Origin of the sequence: Streptomyces zhihengii (genome assembly GCF_016919245.1) — a bacterium.
GTDB lineage: Bacteria > Actinomycetota > Actinomycetes > Streptomycetales > Streptomycetaceae > Streptomyces > Streptomyces zhihengii.
On record NZ_JAFEJA010000001.1, the window covers coordinates 5,713,051 to 5,728,995 of the forward strand.

13 protein-coding genes are annotated in these 15,945 nt (G+C 71.1%); 11 read left to right on the plus strand and 2 right to left on the minus strand.

The features are described from left to right. The first annotated feature begins 247 nt into the window (after nucleotides 1-247). Together JE024_RS24190 and JE024_RS24195 are read left to right on the plus strand one after the other, a co-directional pair. Complete coding sequence (locus JE024_RS24190; RefSeq protein ID WP_372449875.1) at nucleotides 248-1,741, plus strand: MFS transporter; 1,494 nt, start codon at nucleotides 248-250, stop codon at nucleotides 1,739-1,741. Nucleotides 1,742-1,931: 190 nt separating this feature from the next. Continuing rightward, complete coding sequence (locus tag JE024_RS24195) at nucleotides 1,932-2,357, plus strand: peptidase inhibitor family I36 protein (protein WP_205375599.1); 426 nt, start codon at nucleotides 1,932-1,934, stop codon at nucleotides 2,355-2,357. 56 nt (nucleotides 2,358-2,413) lie between these two features. On the opposite strand, the gene aceE is transcribed toward JE024_RS24195, so the two are convergent. Beyond that, a complete protein-coding gene (gene aceE, locus JE024_RS24200) occupies nucleotides 2,414-5,146 on the minus strand; it encodes a pyruvate dehydrogenase (acetyl-transferring), homodimeric type (RefSeq protein ID WP_205375600.1) in 2,733 nt (910 codons plus the stop codon). 475 nt (nucleotides 5,147-5,621) lie between these two features. On the opposite strand from aceE, the gene JE024_RS24205 reads away from it, so the two are divergent. The 6 genes from JE024_RS24205 to JE024_RS24230 all read left to right on the plus strand — a co-directional run bounded on the left by JE024_RS24205 (nucleotide 5,622) and on the right by JE024_RS24230 (nucleotide 10,192). After that, nucleotides 5,622-6,053: a DUF3052 domain-containing protein gene (locus JE024_RS24205; protein ID WP_205375601.1), complete on the plus strand. Its 432-nt coding sequence runs from the start codon at nucleotides 5,622-5,624 to the stop codon at nucleotides 6,051-6,053. A gap of 161 nt (nucleotides 6,054-6,214) precedes the next feature. Beyond that, nucleotides 6,215-6,673 (plus strand): peroxiredoxin, encoded by a 459-nt coding sequence (locus tag JE024_RS24210; RefSeq protein WP_205375602.1) that lies wholly within the window; start codon nucleotides 6,215-6,217, stop codon nucleotides 6,671-6,673. A 202-nt stretch (nucleotides 6,674-6,875) separates the two neighbouring features. Next, nucleotides 6,876-7,451, plus strand: a complete 576-nt coding sequence (locus JE024_RS24215; RefSeq protein WP_147986283.1) for a TerD family protein — start codon at nucleotides 6,876-6,878, stop codon at nucleotides 7,449-7,451. Nucleotides 7,452-7,539: 88 nt separating this feature from the next. Next, entirely contained in the window at nucleotides 7,540-8,115 is a 576-nt protein-coding gene (locus JE024_RS24220; protein WP_205375603.1) for a TerD family protein, read from the plus strand. 71 nt (nucleotides 8,116-8,186) lie between these two features. Next, on the plus strand, nucleotides 8,187-9,326 hold the full coding sequence (locus JE024_RS24225; protein WP_205375604.1) for a DUF475 domain-containing protein: 1,140 nt from the start codon (nucleotides 8,187-8,189) through the stop codon (nucleotides 9,324-9,326). A gap of 131 nt (nucleotides 9,327-9,457) precedes the next feature. Next, a complete protein-coding gene (locus JE024_RS24230; RefSeq protein ID WP_205375605.1) occupies nucleotides 9,458-10,192 on the plus strand; it encodes a TerD family protein in 735 nt (244 codons plus the stop codon). A 56-nt stretch (nucleotides 10,193-10,248) separates the two neighbouring features. On the opposite strand, the gene JE024_RS24235 is transcribed toward JE024_RS24230, so the two are convergent. Then, on the minus strand, nucleotides 10,249-11,061 hold the full coding sequence (locus JE024_RS24235; RefSeq protein ID WP_205375606.1) for a TerD family protein: 813 nt from the start codon (nucleotides 11,059-11,061) through the stop codon (nucleotides 10,249-10,251). A 201-nt stretch (nucleotides 11,062-11,262) separates the two neighbouring features. Between JE024_RS24235 and JE024_RS24240 the strand changes: the two genes are divergently transcribed. From JE024_RS24240 to JE024_RS24250, 3 genes are read left to right on the plus strand one after another with little or no spacing between them, the layout of a single operon-like run. After that, the gene (locus JE024_RS24240) at nucleotides 11,263-12,429 is read left to right on the plus strand and encodes an HpcH/HpaI aldolase/citrate lyase family protein (protein ID WP_205375607.1); all 1,167 of its coding nucleotides are present in this window, start codon (nucleotides 11,263-11,265) and stop codon (nucleotides 12,427-12,429) included. Beyond that, on the plus strand, nucleotides 12,429-15,113 hold the full coding sequence (locus JE024_RS24245; RefSeq protein WP_205375608.1) for a phosphoribosyltransferase: 2,685 nt from the start codon (nucleotides 12,429-12,431) through the stop codon (nucleotides 15,111-15,113). Before JE024_RS24240 ends, JE024_RS24245 begins: the two co-directional genes overlap by 1 nt. Beyond that, nucleotides 15,110-15,928 (plus strand): HAD family hydrolase, encoded by an 819-nt coding sequence (locus JE024_RS24250; RefSeq protein WP_205375609.1) that lies wholly within the window; start codon nucleotides 15,110-15,112, stop codon nucleotides 15,926-15,928. Before JE024_RS24245 ends, JE024_RS24250 begins: the two co-directional genes overlap by 4 nt. Nucleotides 15,929-15,945 lie beyond the last annotated feature (17 nt).

The following is a 15,945-nucleotide window of genomic DNA, read 5'->3' on the forward strand; positions in this document are numbered from 1 at the left end:
GTCGTCCATCGGCGCTTTACGCGCTTTCCACCGGTTCAGGCTACCTGTGAGCCAGGCGACACCTACCGACGGCCGAAGTTGTTTGTCAACTGTCAGTCGCTGACATTAGCCTCCCCGTATGACTAGTCAGACCACCGTCGACAAGGCGCCGCGAGAGCCGGACGGTCACCGGGACGAGCTGCCCGCACCCGCCAAGGGACTGCGCGGCCACCCCTGGCTGACCCTGTTCGCCGTGGCCATCGGCGTGATGATGGTGGCGCTGGACGGCACCATCGTCGCGATCGCCAACCCGGCCATCCAGAAGGACCTGGGCGCCTCGCTGTCGGAGGTCCAGTGGATCACCAACGGCTACCTGCTCGCCCTCGCCGTCGCGCTGATCACGGCCGGCAAGCTGGGCGACCGCTTCGGCCACCGGCAGACCTTCCTGATCGGTATCGCCGGCTTCGCCGCCGCGTCCGCCGCGATCGGCCTGTCCGACTCCATCGCCCTGGTGATCGTCTTCCGTATCTTCCAGGGCCTCTTCGGCGCCCTGCTGATGCCGGCCGCGCTCGGCCTGCTGCGCGCCACCTTCCCGGCCGAGAAGCTCAACATGGCCATCGGTATCTGGGGCATGGTCATCGGCGCCTCCACCGCCGGCGGCCCGATCGTCGGCGGTCTGCTCGTCGAGCACGTGAGCTGGCAGTCGGTCTTCTTCATCAACGTGCCCGTCGGCGTCGTCGCGCTCGCCTTCGGCCTCGTGATCCTGAGGGACCACCGCGCCGAGAACGCGCCGCGCTCCTTCGACATCCCCGGCATCGTGCTGCTGTCCGGCGCCATGGGAGCCCTGGTCTACGGCCTCATCAAGGCGGGCGAGTCCTGGGGCTGGGGCGGCACCAACACCTGGCTCTGCCTCGGCGGCGCGGTGATCCTCTTCGTGCTCTTCGCCGTCTGGGAGACCAAGGTGAAGGAGCCGCTGATCCCGCTCGGGATGTTCCGCTCCGTGCCGCTCTCGGCCGGCACGGTCCTGATGGTCCTGATGGCCTTCGCCTTCATGGGCGGCCTCTTCTTCGTGACCTTCTACCTCCAGGGCGTCCGCGGCCTGAGCCCGGTCGACAGCGGTCTGCGGCTGCTGCCGCTCACCGCGATGATGATCGTCTCCTCGCCGCTGGCCGGCCTGCTGATCACCAAGTTCGGCCCGCGCGTCCCGCTGGTCGGCGGCATGGTCTGCACCGCGGCCGCGATGTTCGGGATGACCACCCTCACCGACGGCACCGGCACCTTCGCCATGTCCCTCTGGTTCGCCCTGCTCGGCCTCGGCCTCGCCCCCGTGATGGTCGGCGCCACCGAGGTCATCGTCGGCAACGCCCCGCTGGAGCTGTCCGGCGTGGCCGGCGGCCTCCAGCAGGCCGCGATGCAGGTCGGCGGCGCGCTCGGCACGGCCGTCCTCGGCGCGGTGATGTCCTCCAAGGTCAGCGCCGAGTTCGCGGACAACTGGCAGGCGGCGGGGATCCCCGTCCCGGCCGACCCCCGGCTGGAGGAGGCCGCCGAGTTCGGCGCCGTCCCCGGCGAGCTGGCCCAGGCGCCCGGAATGACGCCCGACCTGCTCACTCTTATCGGTGACGTCATCCATGACACGTTCATGTCCGGCATGGGCCTGGCGTTCACCGTCGCCGGCGTCGTCGCCGTGGTCGCGGCCCTGGTCGCCACCCTGACCAAGCGCGGCGAGAACGCGGACGCCGGTGCCGGAGTCGGCCACATCTGACCCGGCCGACGCCCCCGGCGGCGTCAACCGCACGCCCACGACGGCCCCGCCGGATGCCTCCGGCGGGGCCGTCGCCTATCCGGATGATCATGGACGCGGGGCCTACCGGCGCCCCGGCCCCCGGGTCACGCTGCGAAGCGTCCGATCCGCACCAGCACGGGGGTCCCCTCACATGCGCCGACACACACCCATGCGCCGACACACACGCCGTCCGTCCGCCCGCACCGCCGCGGCCGCGGTCCTGGTGGCCGCCGCCCTGATCCCGCCCGCCCTCGGGCCGGTGGGCGCCGCCACCGCGGCGCCGGCCGTCCCGCCGCCGTCCGCGGCGCCGCGCCTCGGCTCCTGCGGGGCCGGCGAGCTGTGCCTCTGGACCACCGGGGGCTTCCAGGGCGCGCGCCGGGTCCACGAGCTGTCCGGCCTCGACATCGAGAGCTGCACGGCGCTTCCCGGCGGCGCCACCGCCGCCTCCCTCGCCAACCGCACCGGCCGCCCGGTCACCACCTACCAGTCCGCGGAGTGCGCCGAGACCGGCGAGTTCGAGACCTATCCGGGCACCGGCACCTGGGTCCCCGAGTCGCCGTACCGGATCCGCGCGTTCAAGGTCTGGGAGAGATGAGAGAAGGGGGTGTGCGGGGCCTCGCGGCCCCGCACACCCCCTTCGTCACGAGCGGGTCAGGCGTCGCCGCCCTCCGCGCCCGGGTCGGCCGCGGCCACGTCGAGCAGCTGGTAGCGGTCGATCGCCTGCTTCAGCACCCCGCGGTCCACCTTGCCGTCACGGGCCAGATCCGTCAGCACCGCCAGCACGATCGACTGCGCGTCGATGTGGAAGTACCGGCGGGCGGCACCGCGGGTGTCCGCGAAGCCGAAGCCGTCCGCGCCGAGCGAGGTGTACGCGCCCGGCACCCAGCGCGAGATCTGGTCCGGCACGGAACGCATCCAGTCCGACACGGCCACGAACGGGCCCTCGGCGCCGGACAGCTTGCGCGTCACGTACGGCACCCGCTGCTCCTCCTCGGGGTGCAGCAGATTGTGCCGGTCCGCCTCGACGGCCTCGCGGCGCAGCTCGTTCCACGAGGTCGCGGACCACACGTCGGCCCGGACGTTCCACTCCTCGGCGAGGATGCGCTGGGCCTCGACGGCCCACGGCACCGCGACACCGGACGCCATGATCTGCGCCGGGATCTGCCCCTGCTCGCCGCGGCGGAACAGGTGGATGCCCTTGACGATGCCCTCGGCGTCCACGTCCGCCGGCTCGGCCGGGTGCTGGATCGGCTCGTTGTAGACGGTCAGGTAGTAGAAGACGTCCTCGGCCTCCGGGCCGTACATCCGCCGCAGACCGTCCTGGACGATGTGCGCGATCTCGAAGCCGAACGCCGGGTCGTAGGCGACACAGCCCGGGTTGGTGGAGGCGAGGAGCTGCGAGTGGCCGTCGGCGTGCTGGAGGCCCTCGCCGGTCAGCGTCGTGCGGCCCGCGGTGGCGCCGAGGACGAAGCCGCGCGCGAGCTGGTCGGCCATCTGCCAGAACTGGTCGCCGGTCCGCTGGAACCCGAACATCGAGTAGAAGACGTACACCGGGATCAGCGGCTCGCCGTGGGTGGCGTACGCGGAGCCGGCGGCGATCAGCGAGGCGGTGCAGCCGGCCTCCGAGATGCCGTCGTGCAGCATCTGCCCGGTCGGCGACTCCTTGTAGGCGAGCAGCAGCTCCCGGTCCACGGCCTCGTACTGCTGGCCGAGCGGGTTGTAGATCTTCGCGCTCGGGAAGAACGAGTCCATGCCGAAGGTGCGGTACTCGTCCGGCGCGATCAGCACGAAGCGCTTGCCGATCTCCTTGTCCCGCATGAGGTCCTTCAGCAGCCGGACGAACGCCATGGTGGTGGCGATCGACTGCTGACCGGAGCCCTTCTTCACGGCCGCGTACGTCTTGTCGCCCGGCAGCTCCAGCGGCTTCGCCCGCACGACACGGGTGGGCACGTAACCGCCCAGACCCTTGCGGCGGTCGTGCATGTACTGGATCTCCTCCGAGTCCCGGCCCGGGTGGTAGTACGGCGGCAGGCCGGAGTCGAGCTGCTCGTCGGTGATCGGGATGTGCAGCCGGTCGCGGAAGCCCTTGAGGTCGGCGACGGTCAGCTTCTTCATCTGGTGGGTGGCGTTGCGGCCCTCGAAGTTCGGCCCGAGGGTCCAGCCCTTGACCGTCTGCGCGAGGATCACCGTCGGCTGGCCCTTGTGCTCGCGCGCCGCCGCGTACGCCGCGTAGATCTTGCGGTGGTCGTGACCGCCGCGGCCCAGCATCAGGATCTGGTGGTCGGTCATGTTCTCGACCATGGAGCGCAGCCGGTGGTCGCCGCCGAAGAAGTGGTCGCGGATGTACGAGCCGGTCTCGGTCGCGTACGTCTGGAACTGGCCGTCGGGCGTGGTGTTCAGCTTGTTGACCAGCACGCCGTCGCGGTCCTGCGCGAGCAGCGGGTCCCAGGTGCGGTCCCAGACCAGCTTGATCACGTTCCAGCCGGCGCCGCGGAACTGCGACTCCAGCTCCTGGATGATCTTGCCGTTGCCGCGCACCGGGCCGTCGAGGCGCTGGAGGTTGCAGTTCACCACGAAGGTGAGGTTGTCCAGGCCCTCACGGGCGGCGATGGAGAGCTGGCCCAGCGACTCGGGCTCGTCCATCTCGCCGTCGCCGAGGTAGGCCCACACGTGCGAGTCGGAGGTGTCGGCGATGCCGCGCGCCTCCATGTAGCGGTTCATGCGCGCCTGGTAGATGGCGCCGAGCGGGCCGAGGCCCATGGAGACGGTGGGGAACTCCCAGAAGTCCGGCATCAGCCGCGGGTGCGGGTAGCTGGACAGGCCGTACGGGGCCTTCGACTTCTCCTGCCGGAAGGAGTCGAGCTGCTGCTCGCTGAGGCGGTCCAGCAGGAACGCGCGCGCGTAGATACCGGGGGAGGCGTGGCCCTGGAAGAAGATCTGGTCGCCGCCCCTGCCGTCGTCCTTGCCCCGGAAGAAGTGGTTGAAGCCCACGTCGTAGAGGGAGGCGGAGGAGGCGAAGGTGGCGATGTGGCCGCCGACGCCGATGCCGGGACGCTGCGCGCGGGAGACCATCACCGCGGCGTTCCAGCGGGTGGCGTTGAGGACCTTGCGCTCGATCTCCTCGTTGCCGGGGAAGAACGGCTCGTCCCGGGTGGCGATGGTGTTGACGTAGTCGGTGCTGCGCATCTCCGGCACGGCCACGCGCTTCTCGCGGGCCCGCTCGATGAGGCGGAGCATCAGATAGCGGGCGCGTTCGCGGCCCCGCTCGTCGACGGCGGCGTCGAGGGAGTCCAGCCACTCCTTCGTCTCTTCGGGATCGAAGTCGGGGACCTGGCTGGGAAGGCCGCCAATGATGATCGGGTTGCGATCGGATCCGGAAGCCACGCTATTCCTTCGCTGTTGGGCGCCTGCCGCCACACGAGGCGGGAAGACGCACTGACGTGATGACGGACGAGCTGTCGCACCGCCTCCATCGTGTACCGCGGGGAGGCGTACGTCACCTCTACCGAGGGGTAACCCCCGTACTCCATGACATCGGGCGCCGGGCCCCGGTGCGGGACCGGTCAAATCGCAACCTTACGCCCAAGGCGTTCATGCGTTTCGTTCGGCCGTTCGGTTCCGATTGCCGGATCGAGGGGTAGGTATGCCGCGAAGGGTGATCAAAGGGGCGTACCGGCTCCGGGGTGCGGTCGCGGCTCCTGCGCGGAGTTGCGCCGAGACGGCCCCAAACGTCACCGTTTCGGCGGTCCCTGTGGCCGGGTACTTGCGCGATCGGGCCCGCCCGTGTGGACTACGGTCAACGTCACGCCTGTGCGCGTGGCCGCAGGCATTCCCAAGAATCAAGATCAGGAGGCAAGCCGTGAGCGCGACCGCGGACCACGCGGAGACGAACCTGGCCGTAAGGCTGGGTTTCCAGCCCGACCAGGTGGTCCAGGAGATCGGCTACGACGACGACGTCGATATGGAACTGCGCGAGGCCATTGAGGAGGCCATCGGCAGCGACCTCGTCGACGAGGAGTACGACGACGTGGCCGACGCCGTGGTGCTCTGGTTCCGTGACGACGACGGGGACCTGACGGATGCGCTGGTCGATGCCATCGCGTACATGGAAGAGGGCGGCCAGATCCTCCTGCTGACGCCGAAGACGGGCCGTGACGGCTACGTCGAGCCCAGCGACATCGGCGAGGCCGCCACCACCGCGGGCCTGTCGCAGACCAAGAGCGTCAGCGCCGGCAAGGAATGGGCGGGCACCCGCCTGGTCACGCCGAAGGCGGCGGCCAAGAAGCGCTGAGGTCCCGCAGGCGGCACGGTGCCCGCCGCGGACCGCGGAGCGTCCCGACAGCATCGCGAGGCCCCCGCCGACATCTCGTCGGCGGGGGCCTCGCGCATGCCCGGCACGTACTGCGTAGGGTGGGCTTTCACCGGTTCGGCCCACTGAAGGGATGCGTTTCCATGGCGATCGAGGTCGGCGACAAGGCTCCTGAGTTCACCCTCAAGGACAACCACGGCCGCACCGTCTCGCTCTCGGACTTCCGCGGCGAGAAGAACGTCGTGCTGCTCTTCTACCCGTTCGCCTTCACCGGCGTGTGCACGGGTGAGCTGTGCGCCCTGCGCGACGAGCTGCCCGCCTTCGTGAACGACGACACCCAGCTCCTCGCCGTCTCCAACGACTCCATCCACACCCTGCGCGTCTTCGCCGAGCAGGAGGGCCTGGAGTACCCGCTGCTGTCCGACTTCTGGCCGCACGGCGAGGTCTCCAGCGCCTACGGGGTCTTCGACGAGGAGAAGGGCTGCGCGGTCCGCGGCACCTTCATCATCGACAAGGAGGGCGTGGTGCGCTGGACGGTCGTCAACGGCCTGCCGGACGCCCGCGACCTCAACGAATACGTGGCGGCGCTCGGTACCCTCTGAGCCCCGCTCCGGGGGCCGCCGCCGCGACGGCCCCCGGGCCACCGCCGGACACCGCCGGGGAGACCGGCCGCCGGCGCACGCACCGGACGAACCGGGGAGCGAAAGTCTGTTTCCGTGGGGAACCGGTCACTAGGATTCCTTCGTAGATCCGTACAGGAACGCACGACGGGGGCGCTGCCCCTGAACACCAATGGAGGGACTCGTGGGAGTCAGCCTCAGCAAGGGCGGCAACGTCTCGCTGACCAAGGCCGCGCCGAACCTGACCGCGGTCACCGTGGGCCTGGGCTGGGACGTCCGGACCACCACCGGTACCGACTTCGACCTCGACGCCAGCGCGCTGCTGACCAACGCCGAGGGCAAGGTCGCCACCGACGGCAACTTCGTCTTCTTCAACAACCTCAAGAGCCCCGACGGCTCCGTCGAGCACACCGGTGACAACCTCACCGGTGAGGGCGAGGGCGACGACGAGGCGATCAAGGTCAACCTGGCCGCGGTCCCCGCCGACGTCGACAAGATCGTGTTCCCGGTCTCGATCTACGAGGCCGAGAGCCGCCAGCAGTCCTTCGGCCAGGTGCGCAACGCGTTCATCCGCGTCGTCAACCAGGCCGACGGCGTCGAGCTGGCGCGGTACGACCTCAGTGAGGACGCCTCCACCGAGACCGCCATGGTCTTCGGGGAGCTCTACCGCAACGGCGCCGAGTGGAAGTTCCGCGCCATCGGCCAGGGTTACGCCTCGGGGCTGCGCGGCATCGCGCAGGACTTCGGCGTCAACGTCTGAGCCGCAGCACTCCACGTCCGGCGCCGCACGCTTCGTGCGGCGCCGGACGTGCCTCGCACAAAGACCGCACAGGGGAGGACACATCATCATGGGCGTCACGCTCGCCAAGGGAGGCAATGTCTCCCTCTCCAAGGCCGCACCCAACCTCACTCAGGTCCTCGTGGGCCTCGGCTGGGACGCACGTTCCACCACCGGAGCCGACTTCGACCTCGACGCCAGTGCCCTTCTCTGCCAGAACGGGCGCGTGCTGGGCGACGAGTGGTTCATCTTCTACAACCAGCTCGAGAGCCCCGACGGCTCGGTGAAGCACACCGGCGACAACCTCACGGGCGAGGGCGACGGCGACGACGAGTCGCTGATCGTCGACCTCCCCGCGGTGCCGGCGCACGTCGACAAGATCGTGTTCCCCGTCTCCATCCACGAGGCGGACAACCGGGGCCAGACCTTCGGCCAGGTCAGCAACGCGTTCATCCGCGTCGTCAACCAGGCCGACGGCGTCGAACTGGCCCGCTACGACCTCAGCGAGGACGCCTCCACCGAGACCGCGATGATCTTCGGCGAGCTCTACCGGTACGGGGGCGAGTGGAAGTTCCGGGCCGTGGGGCAGGGGTACGCGTCGGGCCTGCGCGGCATCGCTCTAGACTTCGGGGTCAACGTTTCGTAAAGCCGCGTGCGGCGCGGGGGAGCACCTCCCTCAGGCTTCACTCGGGGGACCAATACACGATTGGGTAGCCAGTGGTTCTGAAAACCTTCGGCTGGTCGTTCGCCGTGACGGCGGCCGGCCTTGCTTTCGCCGCGTGGCAGTGGGGCTGGGAGGCGTTCGGGATCGTACTGATCCTGTCGATCCTGGAGATCTCGCTGTCCTTCGACAACGCGGTCGTCAACGCCGGCATCCTCAAGAAGATGAATGCCTTCTGGCAGAAGATCTTCCTGACCATCGGCATTCTGATCGCCGTCTTCGGTATGCGGCTGGTCTTCCCCGTCGTGATCGTCGCCATCAGCGCCAAGGTCGGACCGATCGAGGCCGTCCAGCTCGCCATGGACGACCCCGACCGGTACGAGGCGCTCGTCACCGACGCCCATCCGGCGATCGCCGCCTTCGGCGGCATGTTCCTGCTCATGATCTTCCTCGACTTCATCTTCGAGAAGCGCGAGCACACCTGGCTGTCCTGGATCGAGAAGCCGCTGGCCAAGCTCGGCAAGGTCGACATGCTCTCCGCCTGTGTCGCCCTGATCGCCCTGCTGCTGTCCGCGATGTACTTCGCCGTCGAGGCCCACACCAGCTCCGGCCACGCCGACAAGACGGCCACCGTGCTGCTGGCCGGCGTCGCCGGTCTGATCACCTACCTCGTCGTCGGCGGCCTCTCCGGCTACTTCGAGGACAAGCTGGAGGAAGAGGAGGAGCGCGAGCACGAGGAGGAGGAAGAGGCCAAGCGCGAGGGCAAGCCCGTCTCCGCCGTCGGCCTGGCCGGCAAGGCCGCCTTCTTCCTCTTCCTGTACCTCGAGGTCCTCGACGCCTCGTTCTCCTTCGACGGCGTGATCGGCGCGTTCGCCATCACCAACCACATCTTCTGGATGGCGCTCGGCCTCGGCATCGGCGCCATGTACGTCCGTTCGCTCACGGTCTACCTGGTCCGCGAGGGCACCCTCGACGACTACGTCTACCTGGAGCACGGCGCGCACTACGCGATCGGCGCCCTCGCCGGCATCCTGCTCGTCACCATCCGCTACGAGATCAACGAGTTCATCACCGGCTTCCTCGGTGTGATCCTCATCGGCGCCTCCTTCTGGTCCTCCGTGGTGCGCAACAAGCGCATCGCGGCGGCCGAGGGCGGGACATCCGGCGACAAGGCCGGAATCTCGTCAGGGGTGTGACCGACTTCCGGGTGTGACACCCTCCGGCCGGAGGGAACGCTCTGAACGGGGCGGTCGCGAGGTCATCGGCCTCGCGACCGCCCTGTGGCATGTGTGGTGGGGCACGACGGACCGATTGTGTGGGGTGGGGCATGGCCATCTGGGACAACCTGTTTCGCGGCAGGGCGGCACAGTTCGACTCGGGGAGCGCGGCGACCAACTCCATCGAGCTCTCGAGGCGGCGCCCGTCCGTCTCGCTGACCAAGCAGGGCGCGGCCACCGGCAACCTGCGCGTCAACCTCTCCTGGCGGATGCGCACCTCCGACCTCGACGGCCGCTCACATCAGGGCGGTCTGCTGCGCCGTCCGTTCAACCTCTTCAAGCCCGACGTCGTCCAGGCGCACACCCAGGGCATCGTCAACGTCGACCTCGACCTGGGCTGCCTCTACGAGCTGACCGACGGCAGCAAGGGCGTCGTGCAGCCGCTCGGCGGCTTCCTCGGCAGCCTCAACGAGTCCCCCTACGTCCGCCTCAGCGGCGACGACCGCTTCGGCGGCTCGTCCGGCGAGACGATCTACGTCAACCTCGACCACCGGGACGAGATCAAGCGCCTGCTGTTCTTCGTCTACATCTACGACCAGACCCCGGCCTTCGACCGCACCCACGCCCACTGCACGCTCTACCCCAGCAACGGCCCCCGGGTGGAGATCGAACTCGACGAACGCGCGCCGCAGGCCCGTTCCTGCGCCGTGTTCTCGGTGGAGAACGTCAAGGGCGACCTGGTGGTGCGCCGCGAGATGAAGTTCGTCTACGGCTTCCAGGCGGAACTCGACCGGCTGTACGGATGGGGGCTCCAGTGGGGACGCGGTTACAAGAGCCGGGTGTAGGGCGCACCGCACCGGCCGGACGGCCGGGGCCCGCCGGGCCCCGGCCGTCCGCCGCGTCAGCGGCGCAGGAACTGCGGCCCCATCGGGGGCAGGCGGAAGTTCGGGTCGGGCGCGTGGGCGGCCGCCGCGGCGGGCTGCGGATAGCCGTAGCCGTGGGCCGGCGCCGGAGCCGTCTGCGGCGGGGGCGGCGCGTTGTGCGGGTAGCCGTAGGCGGGCCGGGTCACGGCCTCGTCCGGCTGGGGGTAGCCGTAGCCGGGCGCGGGCGCCGCCGGGGGAGCGGACGGCGGCTCGGGCGCCGAGGAGGGGTCCGCCGCGGCCTCCGCCTCGTCCACCGAGATGCCGAACGCCGTCGCCAGGCCCACCAGACCGGTCGGGTACCCCTGCGCCACCGCGCGGAACTTCCAGCCGTCCCCGCGGCGGTACAGCTCGCCGCAGATGATCGCCGTCTCCTCGCCCGTCTCCGGCCGCACGTCGAAGACGGCCAGCGGCTCGCCGTCGACGGAGGCGTCGTGGAGCATTATCCGCAGGTCGCGCACGTGCTGGAAGGTGCCGCCGTCCGAGGAGGCGGCGATCACGACCTGGTCGACACCGGCGTCCAGCGCCGCGAGGTCGGCCTCGACGGTGTCGGTCAGGCTCTCGCCCTCGCGCTTCTTGGGCAGCCGCCGCACCAGGCCCGAGGGGTGGCGCGGCTGGTTGTAGAAGACGAAGTCCTCGTCGGAGCGCACACGACCGCCGGGCCCGAGCAGCAGGGCCGACGCGTCGACGTCCGGCACTCCGGACCCCGGTGTCCAGCGCAGCACGGCCCGCACGGCCGTGGCGTCGAGAGGGACGTTCGAGCCCTTCATCATCGTGTGCGTCATGCTCGTCATCCTGCCTGTCCGAGCACCCCCGGGACAACGCGGGGGCGGCTCCGGGCCGCCGGGAGCCACGATCGGCGCACCCCGCGTTGCGGGGAGGAAAGGGGCGGGTTACCTGAATGTCATGCAGGCGGGGAACTGTGGACACCTCGCCTTACGTACTATTACCGGCCACATGTCGTCAGGGCCGCCGAGGCAGTACGGGGTATTCATATGCGTCATTTCGGGCACGTCCCGCCCGCGGTCCGGGAGCGGCTCTTCCACCGGCAGCCGGCCGAATTCGGTGCGGAATCGCCCGCCCGGATGCTCGCCGCCGCCCTCGGCGCCACGCTCTACAGCCCGGCCACCCGGCCGCGGCTCGCGGACGACGTGATCAAGCAGACCGGGCGCGGCGTGGTGTCCATGGTGCTGTGCCTGGAGGATTCCATCGACGACGCCGACGTGGAGGCCGCCGAGGCCAACCTCGTCCGGCAGTTCGCCGACCTCGCCGGGCGGGGCGCGGAGCTGCCCCTGCTCTTCGTCCGCGTCCGCCGCCCCGAGCAGATTCCCGACCTCGTCCGGCGCATGGGCCCCGCCGGGCGACTGCTGTCCGGATTCGTACTCCCCAAGTTCACCGAGGAGCGGGGCGTCCCCTTCCTGGAGGCGCTCACCACCGCCGAGGCCGAGAGCGGGCGGCGCCTCTTCGCGATGCCCGTGCTGGAGTCCCCCGAACTGCTCTACCTGGAGACCCGGGCCGACACCCTGACCGGCATCGCCCACACCGTCGACAAGTACCGCGACCGGGTCCTCGCCCTGCGGCTCGGCGTCACCGACTTCTGCTCGGCCTACGGACTGCGGCGCTCGCCCGACATGACCGCCTACGACGTCCGCATCGTCACCTCCGTCATCGCCGACGTCGTCAACGTCCTCGGCCGCTCCGACGGCACCGGCTTCACCATCACCGGCCCGGTCTGGGAGTACTTCCCCACCGCCCAGGAGCGCATGTTCAAGCCGCAGCTCCGCCGCAGCCCCTTCCTGGAGGGAAGCGCCGAGGACCTGCGCACCACGCTCATCGAGCACGACATGGACGGACTGCTGCGCGAGATCGAGCTGGACCGCGCCAACGGCCTCCTCGGCAAGACCTGCATCCACCCCTCCCACGTCGCCCCGGTGCACGCGCTCTCCGTGGTCAGCCACGAGGAGTACAGCGACGCCCGCGACATCCTGCGCCCCGAACGGGACGGCGGCGGGGTGCTGCGCTCGGCGTACACGAACAAGATGAACGAGGTGAAGCCGCACCGCGCCTGGGCGGAACGCACCCTCCAGCGCGCCGAGGCCTTCGGCGTCGCCGCCGAGGACGTGGGCTTCGTGGACCTGCTGGCGGCGGGGGTCGCCGGCTGATGAGAGAGGGCGACAACGTGGTGTGGTCGGGAAGCTGGGTGGCCGAACGGCTCGGAGTCGGGCTGGACGGCGACGAACGCCTCCCCGAACTGCTGGGCCTCGCCCTGCGGCGCAACCCGAAGCGGGCCCATCTGCTCGTGTCGAACGTCCTCGGCAAGCATGTGCCGCAGAGCCCGGGACTGGTCTGGCGGACGGGCCACGACCTGGGCGTACGGGTGCGCGGCCTGCTCGGCGCCGAGGAGGCCGCCCGCGCCGTCGTCCTCGGCTACGCGGAGACCGCGACCGGCCTCGGCCACGCCGTCGCCGACGGCGTCGGCCTCGCCCCCTACCTGCACTCCACCCGCCGCCCCGTGGACGGCGTCCCGCAGGCGGGCGGCTTCGAGGAGTCCCACTCCCACGCCACCAGCCATCTGCTGCTGCCCGAGGACCCGCTGCTGCTCGCCGGCGACGGCCCGCTCGTCCTCGTGGACGACGAGTTCTCCACCGGCAACACCGTCCTCAACACCATCCGCGACCTGCACGAACGCCACCCGCGCCGGCGCTATGTGATCGTCGCCCTCGTCGACATGCGCGGCGGGCGCGACCGGGAGCGCTTCGACGCCTTCGCCACCGCGATCGGCGCCCGCGTCGACCTGGTGGCCACCGCCACCGGCACCGTCCGGCTCCCGGACGGCGTCCTGGCCAGGGGCCAGGCACTCGTCGCCGAGCAGGAACGGGAGCAGGAGCGCGAGCGGGCGCAGGGGCTCGCCCAGGGCCGCGGCGCGGAGCCCGTGGCCGAGCGCGCCGCCCGCGCCACCCGGTCCCGCATCGACCTGAGCTGGCCCGACGGCCTGCCCGACGGCGGCCGCCACGGCTTCACCCCCGGTCACCGGGCGGGCCTCGAAGCCGCCCTGCCCGCCATGGCGGACACCCTGGCCGCCGCCCTCGGCCCCGCCCGCCGCGTCCTCGTCCTCGGCTTCGAGGAGCTGATGTACGCCCCGCTGCGCCTCGCGGCCGCGCTGGAGGACACCGGAGCCGTCCCCGAGGTGCGCTACTCCACCACCACCCGCTCGCCCGTCCTCGCCGTCGACGACCCCGGCTACGCGATACGCAGCCGGCTGGTCTTCCCGGCCCACGACGACCCCGCCGACGGCCCCGGCGAGCGCTACGCCTACAACGTCGCGGGCGGCGGCTTCGACGCCGTGGTCGCCGTCGTCGACTCCGCGGCCGACACCCCCGCGCTCCACGCCCCCGACGGCCTGCTGGCCCAGCTCGCCGGGCACACCCCGCACGTCGTGCTGGCCGTGGTCCCGTCGTACGTACCGGCCGCCGCCACGCAGCCGCTGCCCACCGCCGTGCAGCCGCTTTCCGCCGCCACGCAGCCGCTTTCCGCCGCTGCACCGTCACCGGCCGCGGCGCAGCCACCGTTCGCCGCCGTGCAGCCGCCGTCCGCCGCCGCGCGGACACCGCTCGCCGCCGCGCGGCCGGCGGCCGCCGCACCGTCACCGACCGCCCATGAAAGGGCCTCCATGCTTGCCGAGCCGCTCCGCGGACCCGACTTCTCGTCCTACGCGCCCGACGAGGTCGGCTGGCTCCTCCAGGACCTCTCGGACACCGAACTGGAGGCGCCCACCGAGGAGCGCGAGGAGGCGATACAGAGCGGCGGCGCCCACTACGCCGAGTCCCTGCCGGTCGAGTACCAGCCCAGCGAGCAGTACCAGCAGCTCTTCAAGGCCGCCCTGGAGACCTCGGCCGCCCGGATCGCCCGCGCCGTCGGCACCGTCACCGAGACCGTGCTCGCCGAGGTCCCCCGGCGCCCGCGGCCCGGCGGGCGCACCGGCGGCTCCCGCCCCGTCCTGGTCTCCCTCGCCCGCGCCGGCACACCCGTCGGCATCCTGATGCGCCGCTGGGCCCTCGCCCGCCACGGCATCGACCTGCCGCACTACGCCGTCTCCATCGTGCGCGGCCGCGGCATCGACGCCAACGCCCTGCGCTGGCTCGCCGCCCACCACGACCCGGCCGACGTCGTCTTCGTCGACGGCTGGACGGGCAAGGGCGCCATCACCCGCGAACTCGCCGAAGCCCTGCGGGACTTCGACGGCTTCGACCCGGAGATCGCGGTCCTCGCCGACCCCGGCGGCTGTGTGCGCACCTACGGCACCCGGGAGGACTTCCTCATCCCCTCCGCCTGCCTCAACTCCACCGTCTCCGGCCTGATATCCCGCACCGTCCTGCGCGCCGACCTCGTCGGGCCCGACGACTTCCACGGCGCCAAGTTCTACCGCGAGCTCGTCGGCTCCGACGTCTCCGGCCACTTCCTGGACACCGTCGCCGACCGCTTCGACGAGGTCGCGGACGCCGTCGCCGGCGACGCCGCGGCCCTGCTCGCCGCCCCCGACCGGGCGCCCACCTGGGAGGGCTGGGCCGCCGTCGAGCGCATCAGCGAGGAGTACGGCATCCACGACGTCAACCTCGTCAAGCCCGGCGTCGGCGAGACCACCCGCGTGCTGCTGCGCCGCGTCCCCTGGAAGATCCTCGCCCAGCGCGGCGCGGGCGCCGACCTCGACCACGTGCGGCTGCTCGCCGAACAGAGAGGGGTGCCCGTCGAGGAGGTCGACGGACTCCCATACACCTGTGTGGGGCTGATCCACCCCAAGTACACCCGGGGCGCCACCGGCGCCGACGGCAAGGCGGTGTCGGCATGAGCGTCCTCGTCGCCAGCGACCTCGACCGTACGCTGATCTACTCCAACGCCGCCCTCGCGCTCACCATGCCGGACGCGGACGCCCCCCGGCTGCTGTGCGTCGAGGTCCACGAGCACAAGCCCCTGTCGTACATGACGGAGACCGCCGCCGGCATCCTCACCCGGCTCACCGAGGACGCCGTCTTCGTCCCCACCACGACCCGCACCCGCAAGCAGTACCAGCGCATCAGCCTGCCCGGCCGCCCGCCCCGGTACGTGATCTGCGCCAACGGCGGCCATCTGCTCGTCGACGGCGTCAGCGACCGCGACTGGCGCCAGTCCGTCGCCACCCGCCTCGACGACGAGTGCGCGCCCCTCGCCGAGATCCGCGCCCATCTCGCGGTCGCCGCCGATCCCGCCTGGATGCGCAAGGAACGCGTCGCGGAGGACCTCTTCGCCTACCTCGTCGTCGAGCGGCCGCTGCTGCCCGAGGGCTGGGTCAAGGAGCTCGCCGCCTGGGCCGGGGAGCGCGGCTGGTCCGTCTCCCTCCAGGGCCGCAAGATCTACGTGGTGCCGAAGCCGCTGACCAAGAGCGCCGCGGTCCGCGAGGTCGCCCGCCGCACCGGGGCCCGGCTGACGCTCGCCGCCGGCGACTCCCTCCTCGACGCGGACCTGCTGCTCGCCGCCGACCTCGGCTGGCAGCCCGGCCACGGCGAACTCACCGACGCCGGCTGGAGCGCCCCGCACGTGGAGGCCCTCCACCACCAGGGCGTGGCCGCGGGCGAGGAGATCCTGCGCCGCTTCACCGCCCACGCGACGGGCGAGCCGAACGCCTGAGCGCCTGAGCACCTGAG